16 protein-coding genes are annotated in these 14,883 nt (G+C 73.6%); 8 read left to right on the forward strand and 8 right to left on the reverse strand.

Annotated features, from left to right (window positions below; genetic code table 11):
• Nucleotides 1-3: 3 nt before the first annotated feature.
• The 3 genes from CRP30_RS11510 to CRP30_RS11520 all read right to left on the reverse strand — a co-directional run bounded on the left by CRP30_RS11510 (nucleotide 4) and on the right by CRP30_RS11520 (nucleotide 2,851).
• Nucleotides 4-762, reverse strand: a complete 759-nt coding sequence (locus CRP30_RS11510; RefSeq protein ID WP_097184904.1) for an ABC transporter ATP-binding protein — start codon at nucleotides 760-762, stop codon at nucleotides 4-6.
• A gap of 200 nt (nucleotides 763-962) precedes the next feature.
• Nucleotides 963-1,673: a response regulator gene (locus tag CRP30_RS11515; protein ID WP_097184160.1), complete on the reverse strand. Its 711-nt coding sequence runs from the start codon at nucleotides 1,671-1,673 to the stop codon at nucleotides 963-965.
• Nucleotides 1,670-2,851 carry a sensor histidine kinase gene (locus CRP30_RS11520; protein WP_097184161.1) on the reverse strand — a complete coding sequence of 394 codons (1,182 nt, stop codon included), beginning with the start codon at nucleotides 2,849-2,851 and terminating at the stop codon, nucleotides 1,670-1,672. Before CRP30_RS11520 ends, CRP30_RS11515 begins: the two co-directional genes overlap by 4 nt.
• 90 nt (nucleotides 2,852-2,941) lie before the next feature.
• On the opposite strand from CRP30_RS11520, the gene CRP30_RS22500 reads away from it, so the two are divergent.
• A complete protein-coding gene (locus tag CRP30_RS22500; protein WP_159961708.1) occupies nucleotides 2,942-3,085 on the forward strand; it encodes a hypothetical protein in 144 nt (47 codons plus the stop codon).
• A 3-nt stretch (nucleotides 3,086-3,088) separates the two neighbouring features.
• On the opposite strand, the gene CRP30_RS11525 is transcribed toward CRP30_RS22500, so the two are convergent.
• Nucleotides 3,089-4,384, reverse strand: coding sequence for a Rieske 2Fe-2S domain-containing protein (locus tag CRP30_RS11525; RefSeq protein ID WP_097184905.1), 1,296 nt, complete (start codon nucleotides 4,382-4,384; stop codon nucleotides 3,089-3,091).
• Nucleotides 4,385-4,443: 59 nt separating this feature from the next.
• A complete protein-coding gene (locus CRP30_RS11530; protein ID WP_097184162.1) occupies nucleotides 4,444-5,502 on the reverse strand; it encodes a PP2C family protein-serine/threonine phosphatase in 1,059 nt (352 codons plus the stop codon).
• A gap of 377 nt (nucleotides 5,503-5,879) precedes the next feature.
• Between CRP30_RS11530 and CRP30_RS11535 the strand changes: the two genes are divergently transcribed.
• The 6 genes from CRP30_RS11535 (at nucleotide 5,880) to CRP30_RS11560 (ending at nucleotide 11,858) form a co-directional block, all read left to right on the forward strand.
• Nucleotides 5,880-7,004 (forward strand): sensor histidine kinase, encoded by a 1,125-nt coding sequence (locus CRP30_RS11535; protein WP_097184163.1) that lies wholly within the window; start codon nucleotides 5,880-5,882, stop codon nucleotides 7,002-7,004.
• Entirely contained in the window at nucleotides 7,001-7,741 is a 741-nt protein-coding gene (locus CRP30_RS11540) for a LytR/AlgR family response regulator transcription factor (RefSeq protein WP_097184164.1), read from the forward strand. The genes CRP30_RS11535 and CRP30_RS11540 overlap by 4 nt, the downstream gene beginning before the upstream one ends.
• Nucleotides 7,742-7,744: 3 nt before the next feature.
• Nucleotides 7,745-8,119, forward strand: a complete 375-nt coding sequence (locus CRP30_RS11545; protein ID WP_097184906.1) for a hypothetical protein — start codon at nucleotides 7,745-7,747, stop codon at nucleotides 8,117-8,119.
• On the forward strand, nucleotides 8,116-9,645 hold the full coding sequence (locus tag CRP30_RS11550) for a sodium/solute symporter (RefSeq protein ID WP_200814708.1): 1,530 nt from the start codon (nucleotides 8,116-8,118) through the stop codon (nucleotides 9,643-9,645). Before CRP30_RS11545 ends, CRP30_RS11550 begins: the two co-directional genes overlap by 4 nt.
• 193 nt (nucleotides 9,646-9,838) lie before the next feature.
• On the forward strand, nucleotides 9,839-10,222 hold the full coding sequence (locus CRP30_RS11555; RefSeq protein ID WP_097184165.1) for a DUF485 domain-containing protein: 384 nt from the start codon (nucleotides 9,839-9,841) through the stop codon (nucleotides 10,220-10,222).
• Complete coding sequence (locus CRP30_RS11560; RefSeq protein WP_097184166.1) at nucleotides 10,215-11,858, forward strand: monocarboxylic acid transporter; 1,644 nt, start codon at nucleotides 10,215-10,217, stop codon at nucleotides 11,856-11,858. The genes CRP30_RS11555 and CRP30_RS11560 overlap by 8 nt, the downstream gene beginning before the upstream one ends.
• Nucleotides 11,859-11,993: 135 nt before the next feature.
• Here the strand turns inward: CRP30_RS11560 and CRP30_RS11565 are convergent, their stop codons facing one another.
• From CRP30_RS11565 to CRP30_RS11575, 3 genes are all read right to left on the reverse strand, one after another.
• Nucleotides 11,994-12,236 (reverse strand): hypothetical protein, encoded by a 243-nt coding sequence (locus CRP30_RS11565; RefSeq protein WP_097184167.1) that lies wholly within the window; start codon nucleotides 12,234-12,236, stop codon nucleotides 11,994-11,996.
• 104 nt (nucleotides 12,237-12,340) lie between these two features.
• Nucleotides 12,341-13,201 carry a manganese catalase gene (locus tag CRP30_RS11570; RefSeq protein WP_097184168.1) on the reverse strand — a complete coding sequence of 287 codons (861 nt, stop codon included), beginning with the start codon at nucleotides 13,199-13,201 and terminating at the stop codon, nucleotides 12,341-12,343.
• 192 nt (nucleotides 13,202-13,393) lie between these two features.
• Nucleotides 13,394-14,083, reverse strand: coding sequence for a sensor histidine kinase (locus tag CRP30_RS11575; RefSeq protein ID WP_235003341.1), 690 nt, complete (start codon nucleotides 14,081-14,083; stop codon nucleotides 13,394-13,396).
• A 118-nt stretch (nucleotides 14,084-14,201) separates the two neighbouring features.
• Between CRP30_RS11575 and CRP30_RS11580 the strand changes: the two genes are divergently transcribed.
• Nucleotides 14,202-14,882 (forward strand): response regulator, encoded by a 681-nt coding sequence (locus CRP30_RS11580; protein ID WP_097184170.1) that lies wholly within the window; start codon nucleotides 14,202-14,204, stop codon nucleotides 14,880-14,882.
• Nucleotide 14,883 lies beyond the last annotated feature (1 nt).

Below are 14,883 nucleotides of genomic sequence, written 5' to 3' on the forward strand. Positions count from 1 at the left end.
CGGTCAGGCCCCCAGTCCGCGCAGCGCGTCGAGCACGGACTCCGCCGTGGGGTCGCTCAGCTCGCCGGCGAGCAGGCCGTCGGCCAGCAGCACGACGCGGTCGGCGTAGGCGGCGGCGACGGGGTCGTGGGTGACCATGACGACGGTCTGGCCCGTCTCCTTGACGCTGGACCGGAGCAGTCCGAGCACCTCCGCGCCCGAGCGGGAGTCCAGGTTGCCGGTGGGCTCGTCGGCGAAGACGACGTCCGGCCGCGGGAGCAGTGCGCGGGCGATGGCCACCCGCTGCTGCTGGCCGCCGGAGAGCTCGTGCGGGCGGTGGCCGAGCCGCTCCCGCAGGCCCAGGCGGGCGACGACCGAGTCCATCCACGCCGTGTCGGGACGCAGGCCGGCGAGCTGCATGGGCAGCACGATGTTGTCCCGGGCGTCGAGGACGGGGAGCAGGTTGAAGGACTGGAAGACGAACCCGATCCGCTGGCGGCGCAGCTTGGTCAGCTCGTCGTCCCGGAGGCGGGTGAGGTCCGTGCCGCCGAGCCAGACCTCGCCGGCCGTGGCCGTGTCCAGGCCGGCCAGGCAGTGCATGAGCGTGGACTTGCCGGAGCCGGACGGGCCCATGATGGCGGTGAACTCCCCGGCGGCGAACGCGACGTCCACCCCCGCGAGTGCGTGCACGGCGGTCTCGCCGCTGCCGTAGGTCTTGCGCAGTCCCGTCGCCCGCACGGCGGCGGTGGACAGCGGGGCCGGTGGCTCACCGGGAACGGTCATGACGGGGACGGACACAGGTACCTCCGAGGCAGTGATCAGGACGGTGATCACGCTGCCGGTCGGGCACGTCGCCCCGCGTCGGAGCCGGGGCGGGTCTTGTCCTCGCGCATCCTGCGCCCGCGGGACTACGCCGTGTCATCCTCCGGTCGGACGGCCTCCTTTCGGGGCCCGCCCCGAGCCTGCGAGGGGTGGGGAGGAGGTCAGGCGTCGCGGAGGAGGTCGGCCGGCTGCACGAGGCCGGTGCGGTAGGCCAGGACGACGGCCTGCACGCGGTCGCGGGAGCCGGTCTTGGCCAGCACCCGGCCGACGTGCGTCTTCACCGTCGCCTCGCTGACGACGAACCTCGCCGCGATCTCGGTGTTGCTCGCGCCGTACGCCATGAGCTCCAGCACCTCCCGCTCGCGGGGGGTGAGGTCGGCGATGGCCCGGGCGTCGGTGCCGGCCGCCGCTCCAGCTCCCCCACCCACCCCCGACCCGCGGAGCATGGGCGCGACGTGCTGGAGGAGCCGCCGGGTGGAGCTGGCCGCGATCACCGAGTCGCCGGCGTGCACGGTGCGCACGGCGGCCAGCATCTCCTCCGGCGGCGCGTCCTTGAGCAGGAACCCGCTGGCCCCGGCGCCGATCGCCGCCACCACGTACTCGTCGAGGTCGAAGGTCGTCAGCACGACGACGCGCGGTGCACCGGGCAGGGCGGTCACCTGTCGGGTCGCCTCGATGCCGTCGGTGCCGGGCATGCGGACGTCCATCAGGACGACGTCGGCACGGGTGCGGGCCAGCAGCTGTACCGCGCTCGCGCCGTCGCCGGCCTCGCCCACGACGGTGAGGTCGGCCTGGGAGTCGATGACCATGCGGAAGCCGGCGCGCACCATCTGCTGGTCGTCGACCAGCACCACCCGGATCGGCTCGCTCATCGCTTCCGACCGTAGGGCAGCGCGGCGTGCACCCCGAAGCCGCCTCCTGTCCGGGGCCCGGCCTCCAGCCGGCCGCCGTGCAGCGATGCCCGCTCGTGCATGCCGCGCAGCCCCTGTCCCTTGCCGTCGTGGTCCACCATCGTGGCCGATGCGCCCCGTCCGTCGTCGAGAACCGACAGCTCCAGCGCGTCGGGCCGCCACTGCAGCCGCACCCATGCCCGGCCGGCCGGCCCGGCGTGCTTCAGCACGTTGGTCAGGGACTCCTGCACGATCCGGTAGGCCGCCAGCTGCGGTCCCGCGGACATGGGGCGCGGGTCGCCCTCGATGATCAGGTCGACGTCCAGGCCGCTGGCCCGCACGTCCTCGACGAGGGCCGGGATCGCGGCGACGTCGGGTTGCGGGGCGTACTCCTCGCCGCCGCCCTCGCGGAGGACGCCCAGCAGCGAGCGCATGTCGGTGAGCGCCTGCCGGCCGGTGGCCGCGATGGCCTCGAGCGCGCCGGTGGCGGCCTCCGGATCGGCCTTCCCGGCGTACCGGCCGCCGTCGGCCTGGGCGATGACGACCGAGAGGGAGTGGGCGACGACGTCGTGCAGCTCGCGGGCGATCCGGGCGCGCTCGGCCGTGGCCGCCAGCCGCATCTCCTGGTCGCGCTCCTGCTCGAGCAGCTGCGCACGCTCCTCCAGGGCCGACTGCCGCTGCATCCGCACGCGACGCAGGTCGCCCAGCGCCCACGCTGCGACGACGGCGACACCGATCGACCCGGCGGAGATGACCAGCGCGTCGCTGGAGTCGAAGGTGTAGTACCGGAGGGCGGCCAGCACCGCCCCGACGAGGCCGACGGCCAGCCCCGCCCGGCCGGCCCACCGCGGCGCGTACGCGGCGAGCGAGTAGATCATCACCAGCGCGGCGAAGTTGGCGGCGAGGAACGTGCTGAGCAGGACGAGCTCGAGCAGGCCGGCGGCGATGACGACGCCGGCCGCCGGGATCGGGGCCCGCCGGCGCCAGGCCAGCGGCACGACGAGGACGGTCCCGAGGACCAGGGCCGTGCCCTCGGCCTCCCAGTAGCTGCCGGCCGGCATGACCACCGTGACGAGGAAGATCCCGGCCGCGATCGCCACGTCGACCGCGAACGGGTGCTCGCGCAGCCGGATCGCCAGGCGCTCGAGGGGACTCTCCATCGCGGTCGAGCCTAGGCAGCCGGCCCGGAGCAGTCGTCGTCCCTGAGGGGGAGACGCGTGTCCTACCCCGGTCTGAGGTAGGACGGGTGCATGACCGAACCGGGAGAGCCGGAGGACGAGGGCGGGGACCCGGCCTGCTGGCTGCGCCGGGTCTGCCCCGCCTGCGGCCGGCTGGCCGAGGAGGACCCACCCACGTCGTGCGCCGCGTGCGGCGCCGAGCTCGACCCGGGCTGACCGTCAGGCGGCCAGCTGCCGCCGACCCACCGCCATGAAGTCGCAGAGCGCCTGGCGGAGGGCGATCCCGCGGGCGTCGGCCGGCACGTGGACCTCGTCGCGCCGGTCCAGCGGCAGCCCGGCGAGGTCCAGCGCCGCCTGGGAGCGGATGTCCTCCTCGAGGAGCTGCTGCTGGAGCGCGATCTGCCCGGCCGCCGTCGCCGGGGTGGGCAGGGGCTGTCCCGGCCCGGCAGAGAGCAGCAGGCAGACGTAGAGCCGGGAGGAGTCGAGGTCCTCGGGCTGCACCAGGTAGACGATCGTGGTCGCCGCCCCGGAATCGAGGAATTCCTGCCGGAGCCGGAGCTGGAAGGGCGCCCGGTAGGTGTAGGTGGTGCGCCGGCGCTGCCGCAGCGGCCGGCCGCCCAGGGCGACCTCCGGGTCCACCGGGTTGTCGCACCACTGTTCCTGCACGCTGGTGAACCCGCCGGGCTCGGGCTCCACCCGGTAGGGCGCAACCTCGGCGCTGTCGGTCGGCCCGATCGTCGACGCGTGGACGAACGATCCGTGCGTGGCGTCGAGGAAGGTGTCGGCCAAGGGGCCCGCCGGTCCGGGAGAGCGCAACGGCCGCAGCCAGCGGCTCACGAAGCGGCGGTCGACGGCCTCGGGCACCTCGAGGTCGACGTCGGCCGGCTCGTCCGGGGCCAGCCAGATCACGCCCAGGCGCTCGCGCACCCCGTGGGCGGGCGGGTCCGCGCGGAGCCCGCTCCCCTCGCGGCGCAGCGTCCAGTTCCGCCCGAGCAGGCGCACCTGCAGCCAGCCACCGGGCCGCAGCTCGCGGGACAGTGCGACGGGGTGCCACGCGTGCTCGAGGGACGGGTCGAGATTGCCGAAGACCGGTCCGGGCGGGGCGGGCGATCCGGGGACCGGCTCGGCCGCGGAGGCCGTGCGCGGTGGGGACGGCGTCGCTGTCGGGTCGGGCGCGAGCCAGACCCAGCCGTGCCGTTCCTCCACCGCCCACGGGGTGGCGAGGTCCGCGCGGGGTGGCGAGGTGCCGGCCGGACCGAGGGAGGGGATGTCCACGCACCGGCCCTCCGTGTCGAAGCGCCAGCCGTGCGCCGGGCACTGCAGACGCCCCTCGACCACGGAGGCGGTGGCCAGCGGCACCAGCCGGTGCGGGCAGCGCGCGGGAAAGGCGCTCACCTCGCCACCCGGTCGCAACCGGACGACGACGAACGCCCGTCCGGCGGCGCCCACGGGCACCGGCGTCGTCCCCACCTCGGCGGCGCGAGCCACCGGGTACCACCCCGTCGTCGAACCCATGGCCGCCATTGCAGCCGACGCGGGTTTTCGCGGCGTTACGTTCCGCGCAACGATGTGCGTCAGCCGGCGGCAGCCCCGACGGGTTCGGCCCGCAGGGCCACCATGCAGAGGTCGTCGGCCGGGGCCCCTCGGGCGAACGTGGTCACGGCGGCGACGAGGGCGTCGAGGACGGAGGCCGGTGTCGCTCCGCGGTGCTCGCGCAGCACCTGCCGGGCCCGTTCCTCCCCGAACAGGGCGATCGGCGCCGAGCGGTCGCGGTCCGCGGTCCGTCCCTCGAGGAGCCCGTCGGTGAAGACCAGCAGCCCGCGACCGTCCGCCAGCCGGGTCGTACCCGCCTCGACGACGAGCGGCTCGGCCCCGATCCCGAGCGGGACACCGATCCGGCCGCCGGGCAGGGCGGCCGCCGTGTCCAGGTCCCAGGGGACGTCGTGTCCGGCAGCGGCCCAGCGGACGGTGCTCTCCGGGGCGGCTGCGACGTTCAGGCACACGACGGTCACGAACGGGGACGGGCCGTTCCCTGTCCCGCTGGTCTCGGACAGGGCCGTGTTCGCGAGCTGGAGGAGCTGGACCGGGTCGCTGGTGAACCGGGCGAACGTCGCGCAGGCGGCCCGCACGAACGCGGCGCAGCGGGCGGCCTCCAGGCCGTGCCCGACGACGTCGCCGACGACGATCGTCGTGCTGCTCGCGGGCCCCTCCACGACGAGGTAGAAGTCGCCGGCGACCAGGCCGTCGGCTGGGGTGAACGAGGTGGCGATGTGCAGGTGCGGCCGATCCGGCACGTCCCGCGGCGTCAGCACCGCCCGCAACGACTCCAGCTCCGCCAGCTCCTCCTCCTGCGCGCGGACGCGGAGGGCGAGCGCGCGCTCGCGCCGCAGCAGCAGCGTGACCAGGACGCCCACGCCGAAGAACACGAGGGCGCGGTTCATGGCGGCCAGCCAGACGGTCGCCCCGCCGAGATCCGGGTGCGGGGCCAGGAGCACCTTGTCGACCACGAACATCAGCGTGGTCGCCGTCGCCGTCAGCAGGGCGCCGCGCAGCTCGAACCAGTACCCGGCCAGCACGATCGGGACCAACCCGTACATCGCCACGGCCAGGCCGGGGGTGGAGGCGCTCGCCATCAGCGCCCACAGCGCGACCAGCAGGACGAGGACGAGGAGCGTCTGGTCCCGCCGACGCGTGAGCCGCCCCGCGAGGGAAGCGGATCGCGGGCGGCCGGCGGACGGATTTCCTCTCCGCCCCGCTCTCACCAGGTGAACCTAACAGCCGGGACGGACCCGCCCGGGCACCCCGGAGTCCGGGTTCCACCCACGGAACGGGCGTCGCGTCCTCGTCGCACACCCGGACCGGGGACACGCCCCCGACCCGGGTGGTGCCGGTGACCTCTCAGGTTCTACCGTGCGCTGGCTCACCTTCCGCCCGACGGGAACCATGGGCCTGGACTGCGGGGAGGGAGGGTGGGGCCGGGGGGCTCGCACCGCCCCGGCGCCGGACGTCGATGCGCGATGCACTGCGGTGGCTGCGGCCCGGCCACCTGGGCACGGAGGCGGAGCAGGCGACGTTCCGGACCCTCCACTCGGCGTCCCGCACGGCACCGGCGCTGCGCGAGGGACTGACTCCCGGCTCTGCGGAGCGCGCGATCCGGCACCTGCGGGACCTGCTCGGCGTGCCGGCGGTCGCCCTCACCGACACCGTGGCGATGCTGGCCTGGGACGGCCGCTTCAGCCATCACGCAGGGGATGCGGCGGGCCTCGCGGCGATCCTCCTGGAGTCCGGCAACACGGTGGTCCGCGACCGCACGGACTTCCCCTGCGCGGACGCAGGCTGCGGGCTGCGGCAGGTCGTGGTCAGCCCGCTCGTGGTGGAGGACCGGGTGGTCGGCACCCTGCAGGCGTTCACCTCGTCGGCGTCGGCCGGGCTGGTCCGGGCCGTAGCCGAGGTGGCGCGCTGGGTGTCGGGCAACCTGGAGCTGGCGGAGCTCGACGCGTCCCGCACCCGGCTGATGGAGGCCGAGGTCCGGGCGCTGCGGGCGCAGATCAGCCCGCACTTCATCTACAACTCGCTCGGCGCGATCGCGTCGTTCGTGCGGACGGACCCCGAGCGCGCCCGCGAGCTGCTGCTGGAGTTCGCCGGCTTCACCCGGTACTCCTTCAGCCGGCACGGTGAGTACACGACGCTGGCCGAGGAGCTGCGCTCGATCGAGCGGTACCTCGTCCTGGAGAAGGCGCGGTTCGGCGACCGGCTGCAGGTGACGCTGCGGGTGGCGCAGGAGGTCCTGCCGGTCGCCGTCCCCTTCCTCTGCCTCCAGCCGCTGGTGGAGAACGCGGTGCGGCACGGGCTGGAGCGCAAGCCGGGCACCGGGACCGTGACCATCATCGCCGCGGACCAGGGTGGGGAGTGCCTGATCTCGGTGGAGGACGACGGCGTGGGGGAGGACCCGGAGAAGGTGCGACGGGCGCTGGCCGGCGACGTCTCCGTGGACTCGGTGGGCCTGGGCAACGTCGACGCGCGGCTGCGGACCGCGTTCGGCGACGACTACGGCCTGGTCGTCGAGACGGGTCCCGGAGCGGGCACGAAGGTTATCGTGCGGGTCCCGAAGTTCGCCCCGGGAGTGCGTCCATGACCGAGCGGCTGACCGTTCTCGTGGTCGACGACGAGCGCCCGGCGCTCGAGGAGCTGCGCTGGCTCCTCGAGCGCGACGAGCGGATCGAGACGGTGCTGAGCTGCGACTCGGCCACCGAGGCGCTGCGCCTCCTCCAGGAGCGGGGCGTGGACGCCGTCTTCCTGGACATCCGGATGCCCGGGCTCAGCGGGGTCGACCTGGCGCGGGTGCTGTCACGGTTCAAGGTGCCGCCCCCGGTGGTCTTCGTGACCGCCTACGACGACCACGCCGTCGACGCCTTCGAGCTCGGGGCCGTCGACTACGTCCTCAAGCCCGTCCGCGACGACCGGCTGGCCGAGGCCGTCCGCCGGGTGGTCGGCGCCCGGGCCGGTGGTCCCGCGTCGGTGGACGACGACATCGCCGTGGAGCTCGGCGGGGTGACCAGGTTCGTGCAGCGCTCCAGCGTGGGCTACGTCGAGGCGCAGGGCGACTACGCGCGGCTGCACACCCCGTCCGGCAGCCACCTGGTGCGGGTGCCGCTGACCACCTTGGAGGAGGCCTGGAAGGACGCCGGCTTCGTGCGGATCCACCGGTCGCTGCTGGTGGCGCTCCAGCACGTCGAGGAGGTCCGGATGGACGCCGGCCGGTGCACGGTGGTGGTCGGCGGCACGCAGCTCGGCGTGAGCCGGCGGCACACCCGAGAGCTGCGCGACCTCCTGGTGCGCCGCGCGCGGCCCGGCACCCCGGGCAGGGGATGACCGGTGTCGGAGACCACGCCGCGCCGGGTGCGCGTGACGAGCCCGCGCACGGTCGCCGCCCGCGCCCAGCGGGTGCCGCCCGCCCGGGAGATCGACGCCCAGACGCTCCTGGGTGAGGTGTACATGTCCTCGCTGCTGCGCTCCCAGCTGCGGCTCGCGCTGCTCGCCCTCGCGGCGCTCGCGGTCCTCGTCGGCGGGATCCCGCTGGTCTTCTGGCTGGCGCCGGAACTGTCCGAGGTCGAGGTGCTGGCCGTGCCGCTCCCGTGGCTGCTGCTGGCATTCGCCGTCTACCCGTTCCTCTTCCTGATCGGCTGGCTCTACGTGCGCGCCGCGGAGCGCAACGAGCGCGACTTCACGGACGTGCTGGACCGGTCGTGACCGCCGCCGGGTACAGCGTCGTCGGCGTCACGGCGGTCTTCGTGGCCACGCTGGCGGTCGGCGCCTACGGCTGGCGGTTCTCCCGCACCACGAGCGACTTCTTCGTCGCGTCGCGCACGGTGCGGCCCGGGCTCAACGCGTCGGCCATCGGCGGGGAGTACCTCTCCGCGGCGTCGTTCCTCGGTGTCGCCGGCCTGGTGCTCGCCTTCGGCACGGAGATGCTCTGGTACCCGGTCGGCTGGACCGCGGGCTACCTCGTCCTGCTCGTCCTGGTCGCCGCCCCGCTGCGCCGTTCCGGCGCCTACACGCTGCCGGACTTCGCCGAGAGCCGGCTGGAATCGCGCGGGGTGCGGCGGCTGTCCGCGCTGCTGGTCGTCGCCATCGGCTGGCTCTACCTCATGCCGCAGTTCCAGGGCGCCGGCCTGGCGCTGGCCTCCACCACCGGCACCGGCCCCTGGCTGGGGGGCGTGCTGGTCGCGACGGTGGTGGTCGTCAACGTGCTGTTCGGCGGCATGCGCAGCATCACGTTCGTCCAGGCGTTCCAGTACTGGCTGAAGCTCACCGCGCTGCTGTTCCCGCTGCTGTTCATGGCCGCGATCTGGTTCGGCGACGGCGCGGTCTCCCCCGCCTCGGCCGAGATCGGGGACGGCGGCGGGGCCGGCGACTCGTGGGTCTCACCGCTCGCCGGGACGCAGCACGAGGTCTACACGACCTACTCGATCATCATCGCCACGTTCCTCGGCACGATGGGCCTCCCGCACGTGGTGGTGCGCTTCTACACCAACCCCGACGGCGCAGCGGCCCGCCGCACGACGCTGTTCGTGCTGGGCCTGCTCGGCCTCTTCTACCTCCTGCCGCCGGTCTACGGCGGCCTGGGCCGGATCTACGCGCCGGACCTGGTGAGCAGCGGCCGGACCGAGTCGGTGGTGCTGGAACTGCCGGCGCGCATGGTGGCGGGCACGGCGGGCGACCTGCTGTCCGCGCTGACGACGGCGGGAGCGTTCGCGGCGTTCCTCTCCACGTCGTCCGGGCTGACCGTCGCGGTGGCCGGCGTGATCAGCCAGGACGTGATGGGCCGCCGGTTCGGCGGGGTGCGCGCCTTCCAGGCCGGCGCCGTCGTCGCCGTCGTCGTCCCCCTCGGCCTCTCCCTGCTCACCGAGGGCGTGGGCGTCGCCCAGGCCGTGGGTCTCGCCTTCGCCTTCGCCGCCTCCACCTTCTGCCCGCTCCTGGTCCTGGGCATCTGGTGGCGCCGGCTCACCGACGTGGGCGCGATCGCCGGCATGCTCGTCGGCGGGGGGTGCGCTGGCGGGGCGGTGCTGGGCACCCTGCTCGGCGTGGCACCCGGGGGCTGGCCGGGCGCGCTGCTCGCCCAGCCCGCCGCCTGGACCGTCCCGCTGGCGTTCCTCACCATGGTGGCGGTCTCGCTGGCCACCCCCCGGCGCGTACCGCGGCACGCCGCCCGCACGATGGTCCGGCTGCACACCCCCGAGGCGGTGCAGCTCGACCGGAGCACCCCGCCGCGGTGAACCGGGCGAGCTGCCCGACGGCGCCGGACGCGACCGCTCGTCCCGCAGGACCGGCCGTACGTCGACCGGCGGTGGCCGCTCGGCGCAGCGTCCGCACGCCGTCCTGACGCCACCGGAGCACACTTCTACCGTGACAGGGCTCACATCCCGCCCCCTGCGTGAGCCCCGCCCGACCTGACCAGGAGGTCGCACCGTGACCGAGCCCGAGGAACGGCGTCTGCTGACGCCCGAGGAGTATCTGGCTGCGCAGAACTCCCCCGAGTTCCAGGACCTCAAGAAGAGGTTCCGCGCCTTCGCCTTCCCGATGACGTTGGCGTTCTTCGCCTGGTACCTGCTCTTCGTCCTGCTCTCGACCTACGCGCACGACTTCATGTCCACCAAGGTGTTCGGGAACGTGAACCTCGGCCTGTTGCTCGGTCTGGCCCAGTTCGTGTCCACCTTCGTGATCACGCACCTGTACGTGAACCACGCCAACAAGCGCACCGACCCGATCGCCGACGAGATGCGCGAGCGGCTCGAGCACCACGACTACGCCGGCCCGCGCGGCACCGGCACCGAGGGGGCCACCCGTGTCTGACGTCCTCGCCGCCGACAGCGCCACGATCGGCGAGCCCGCCGTCAACATCTCGATCTTCGGCGTGTTCGTCCTGATCACCCTGGTGATCACGTTCCGGGCCAGCCGCAACAACAAGAGCGCGGCCGACTACTACGCCGCGGGCCGCAACATCAGTGGACAGCAGAACGGCCTGGCCATCGCGGGGGACTACCTGTCGGCGGCCTCGTTCCTGGGCATCGCCGGCGCCATCGCCGTCTACGGCTACGACGGCTTCCTGTACTCGATCGGCTTCCTGGTCGCGTGGCTGGTCGCGCTGCTCCTCGTCGCGGAGCTGATGCGCAACACCGCACGGTTCACGATGGCCGACGTCCTGGCTTTCCGGATGCGGCAGCGGCCGGTCCGCATGGCCGCCGCGATCTCGACGCTCGCGGTGTCGCTGTTCTACCTGCTGGCCCAGATGGCCGGCGCCGGTGGTCTGGTGACCCTGCTGCTCGGGGTCAGCGGCGAGGCGGCCCAGGCCGTCGTCGTCACCGTCGTCGGCGCGCTGATGATCTTCTACGTCCTCGTCGGCGGCATGCGCGGCACCACCTACGTCCAGATCATCAAGGCCTCGCTGCTGATCGTGGGCGCGTTCGTGATGACCGTGTGGGTGCTCGGCAAGTACGGGTTCAACCTGTCCTCACTGATCGGTGGCGCGCAGGACCTGGCGGTCGAGGGGCGCGACGTCGCGGCTCCCGGTGCCCAGTACGGCGCGACCGGCACGTCGAAGCTCGACTTCGTCTCGCTCGGCCTGGCGCTGGTCCTCGGGACGGCGGGTCTGCCGCACGTGCTGATGCGCTTCTACACGGTGCCCACCGCCAAGGACGCCCGACGTTCGGTCGTCTGGGCCATCTGGCTGATCGGCATCTTCTACCTGTTCAGCCTGATCATCGGCTACGGCGCCGGCGCGCTGGTCGGGCCGGAGCGGATCCTCGCCGCCCCGGGCGCGGTCAACGCCGCCGCTCCGCTGCTGGCCTTCGAGCTCGGCGGCACGGTGCTGCTGGGCATCATCGCCGGCGTCGCGTTCGCCACGATCCTCGCGGTGGTCGCGGGGCTCACCATCACGGCGTCCGCCTCGTTCGCCCACGACGTCTACGCGTCGGTGATCAAGAAGGGGCAGGTCACCGGGAACGGCGAGGTGCGGGTCGCGCGGATCACCGCCGTCGTGATCGGCGCGGTCTCCATCGGGCTGGGCATCCTGGCGCTGCAGGCAGGCATCAACATCGCCTTCCTGGTGGCCCTGGCCTTCGCGGTGGCGGCCTCGGCCAACCTGCCGACGATCCTCTACACGCTGTTCTGGAGGAACTTCACCACCCAGGGCGCCCTGTGGTCGATCTACGGCGGGCTCATCGCCTGCGTCACGCTGATCATCTTCTCGCCGGTCGTCTCCGGTGCACCGGTCAACCCGGTGACCGGTGTGAGCCCGTCGCTGATCCAGGACGTGGACTTCTCCTGGTTCCCGCTCAACAACCCCGGCCTGGTGTCGATCCCGCTCTCGTTCTTCCTGGGCTGGCTCGGCTCGAAGCTGTCGAAGGAGCGCCCCGACGAGCTCAAGTCCGCGGAGCTCGAGGTGCGTGCCTTCACCGGCATCGGGGCGGAGAAGGCCGTCGCCCACTGATGAAGGACCCAGCACGCCGCCGAGGCGCGCGTCCCCTGCGGGGGCGCGCGCCTCGCGCGTCGTGCGGTCGACCTCGCGGTAGGGCAGCCGGGCACGCGGTCGACGGCGTGGAGGGCGTGCGCGCCGCGAGGACCTTCAGGCCGCGGCCGCCGGTGCGGGTGCCGGTGCGGCCTCCGCGGTGAGGACGACGACCTCCGCCGAGGACGACGCCCGGTGGTGCCGGGCCACCCAGCGCGCGGTCAGGCCGGCGAGGACGACGAGCCCGGCGAGCGTGGCCCGACCCGGGTTCGCCAGGGCGACGGCGATCGCGGCGGCGTAGACCACCGACAGCGCCACGAGGGCGGCCGGCAGGTGGGGCAGGTGCAGGTGCGGGTGCATGACGGACCTCCTGGACGGGTGCCCCGCCGGCCGGCGGCCGGTCCCCGGGAGGGACGGGCCGCCGTCCGGCGACGGCACAGGAGAAGCGGTGAGGTCGCCAGACCTCAGGTCAGCATGTCCTTGGCCTTCTGCAGGAGGTTCTTGACCTCCGTCTGCGGGGTCGGGTACAGCCGCGGGTCGCCCGGCGGCAGGATCGGCGCGTCGGCGGTGGCCTCGATGCGACGGGCCGCGAACGTGGCCCGCCCGTCGATCGACGGTCCGGAGGCCCAGCTGCCGGCCGCCGCGTCAGGACCGTCGGAGGTGTCGATGAAGGTGTAGCCGAGGTCGCCGACCTCCTCCTCCAGCGGGAACGCCTCAGGCACCGGGATGCCCTCGAGCCCCTCCGTCTTGAGGTCCTCGATCGCCGCCAGCCACTGCTGCTGGTGGTAGTGGTCGCGGGTGATGAGGAACCGGAGCAGGTCCTTGACGCCCGGGTCGTCGGTCATGTTGTAGAGCCGGGCCACCTGAAGACGGCCCTGCATCTCCGCGGTGGCGTTGTACATGAAGTCGGCCATCAGGTTGCCGCTGGCGGTCACGTACGCACCGGTCCAGGGGTTGCCCATGGAGTCCATGTACGAGGCGCCCGCACCGTTGACGATCGGGTGCTGCGGGTTGTGCTGGCCGTAGCCGGCTGCCGCCTCCTTGCTGCGGTCGGCGGCGTCCGGCTTCAGCGGGATGTGGTCGAGCAGCCGGTCGATCATCGTCACGATCATCTCGACGTGCGCGAGCTCCTCGGTGCCGATCGCCAGGAGCATGTCCTTGTACTTGCCGGGCAGCCGGCAGTTCCAGCCCTGCAGCAGGTACTGGGTGGCGACGGTCATCTCGCCCCACTGGCCGCCGAGGACCTCCTGCATCTTGCGGGCGAAGTCCGGGTCCGGAGCGTCGGGCTTGGCCTCGTACTGGAGAGCGTGGAAGTGCGTGAACACGGGGGGCTCCTCTGGGTCGTCCGGCACCCGCTGTCGCGGCTGCACCAGAGGACTGCCCACCCCCGCTGGCCTGCCCGTGCCGTCCGGTGGCCCCCTGGTGCCAATCGGACGAGCCCGTGTCAGGTGAGCGGGACAGCCCCTCTGCAGGGGCCCGCGCCGAGCTCGCGAGGCGTGGGGAGCAGAGGGGTCCTTCTAATGGTCGGGCAGCTGGACCCGGAGGGTCAGGGCGTCGTCGACGTCGTCCCAGACGACCCACCCGCCCAACTCGCGCGCCTGCTGCTGCACCGACCACAGGCCCAGTCCGGTGAGGTCGGCCGGGGGGCGCGTGGTGCGGAGGTGCTCGACGATCCGCTGCACCGGGATCCCGGCCTGGGTGACGGCGAACTCGACCCAGCCGCCCCCGCTGGTGATGCCCAGTTGGACCGGCGCACCGTTCCCGTGCCGGTGGGCGTTCTCCAGCAGATTGACCAGGATCCGCTGGAGCCGTGCGTCGCCGACCTCCACGCCGCCGGCGGTCGCGTCCAGCTGCACGGTCAGCTGTCCGCGCGGAAGACCGGAGGCGGCGACCGAGGCGGCGACCACCTCCGGGATCATCCGGCCGCGGTCGGCGCGGCGGGGCGGTGCTCCGCCGGTCGCCTCGGCGGTGCGCAGCAGCGAGGTCAGGTGCGCGGCCTGGGCCTGCGCCAGCACGAGAACCTCGTCGCGCCCCGGGGTCGTCCGGTCGAGGTGGTGGAGCGCGCTCTCCAGACAGCTGAGCGAGCCGCGCATGTCGTGGCACAGCGCTCTGACCAGTGCGTCCTCGGTGGACGGCGGCGGGTCGGCGCGTCGGACCGGCGCCGACCGGCGGAGCCGGGTGCGCAGCGACCGGAGCAGCGGCGGCACGAGCCGACCGCGCCCGGGGGACGACGTGTGATGAGCAAGAATCACGGGCATCTCCGCCCCACACCAGCCGACCAGCACGAACTCAGCTGATCTGCCGACGTCTGGGGGACACGCAGGCATGGACGGCGCTGTTGTTTCACGCCGGACCCAGGTAGACGTGATTGTGGTCGATGACCACCCACTTTTCACCCGGGGACTGTCACTCCTCCTCCCCGACGTGAGCGAGGGCCGGGTCCGCGTCGTCGGCACGACCGACGACGCCTCCGCCGCGGCTGCGCTCGTGCAGCGGCACCGGGCCGACGTCGCCGTCGTCGACGTGCAGATGCCGCCGCCCGGCGGTGCCCGGGCGATCGCCGCCATCCGCCGGGTCGAGCCGACGGTGCGGGTGGTGGCCATGTCGGGATCGGCCGATTCCGACGCGGCGGTCGAGGCGCTGCGGGCCGGTGCCGCCAGCTTCCTCCCCAAGACGGCGGACCCCGAGGCGCTGGTCGAGCCGCTGCTCGCGGTGCTCGACGGCTGGTCGGTGCTGCCCGAGGCGCTCCTGCGCCGCCTGCTGGAACGCGCCGCCCCGACCGACGACGAGGGGATCGCCGGTCAGCTCAGCGCCGACGAGCGGCGGCTCTGGCGGCTGATCGCCGGGGGTGCCGGGACCATGGACATCGCCACCACGCTGCACGTCTCCGAGCGGACGGCGAAACGGCTGGTCGCCCACCTGCTGCGGCGTCTCAACGTCGCGACCCGCGTCGAGGCGGCGGGGCTGGCCGGCCGGGTCGGACTGGAGCAGGGCACCGGCCGCTGAG

This window comes from Blastococcus haudaquaticus (assembly GCF_900230285.1).
In the GTDB taxonomy this organism is placed as follows: Bacteria; Actinomycetota; Actinomycetes; order Mycobacteriales; family Geodermatophilaceae; genus Blastococcus_B; species Blastococcus_B haudaquaticus.

Excerpts from the sequence above, each read along its gene's own strand:
- CRP30_RS11540 (WP_097184164.1), top strand. The coding sequence starts at position 7,001 with ATGACCGAGCGGCTGACCGTTCTCGTGGTCGACGACGAGCGCCCGGCG.
- CRP30_RS11525 (WP_097184905.1), bottom strand. The coding sequence starts at position 4,384 with ATGGGTTCGACGACGGGGTGGTACCCGGTGGCTCGCGCCGCCGAGGTG.
- CRP30_RS11515 (WP_097184160.1), bottom strand. The coding sequence starts at position 1,673 with ATGAGCGAGCCGATCCGGGTGGTGCTGGTCGACGACCAGCAGATGGTG.
- CRP30_RS22500 (WP_159961708.1), top strand. The coding sequence starts at position 2,942 with ATGACCGAACCGGGAGAGCCGGAGGACGAGGGCGGGGACCCGGCCTGC.
- CRP30_RS11510 (WP_097184904.1), bottom strand. The coding sequence starts at position 762 with ATGACCGTTCCCGGTGAGCCACCGGCCCCGCTGTCCACCGCCGCCGTG.
- CRP30_RS11565 (WP_097184167.1), bottom strand. The coding sequence starts at position 12,236 with ATGCACCCGCACCTGCACCTGCCCCACCTGCCGGCCGCCCTCGTGGCG.
- CRP30_RS11530 (WP_097184162.1), bottom strand. The coding sequence starts at position 5,502 with ATGGCGAGCGCCTCCACCCCCGGCCTGGCCGTGGCGATGTACGGGTTG.
- CRP30_RS11520 (WP_097184161.1), bottom strand. The coding sequence starts at position 2,851 with ATGGAGAGTCCCCTCGAGCGCCTGGCGATCCGGCTGCGCGAGCACCCG.
- CRP30_RS11580 (WP_097184170.1), top strand. The coding sequence starts at position 14,202 with ATGGACGGCGCTGTTGTTTCACGCCGGACCCAGGTAGACGTGATTGTG.
- CRP30_RS11535 (WP_097184163.1), top strand. The coding sequence starts at position 5,880 with ATGCGCGATGCACTGCGGTGGCTGCGGCCCGGCCACCTGGGCACGGAG.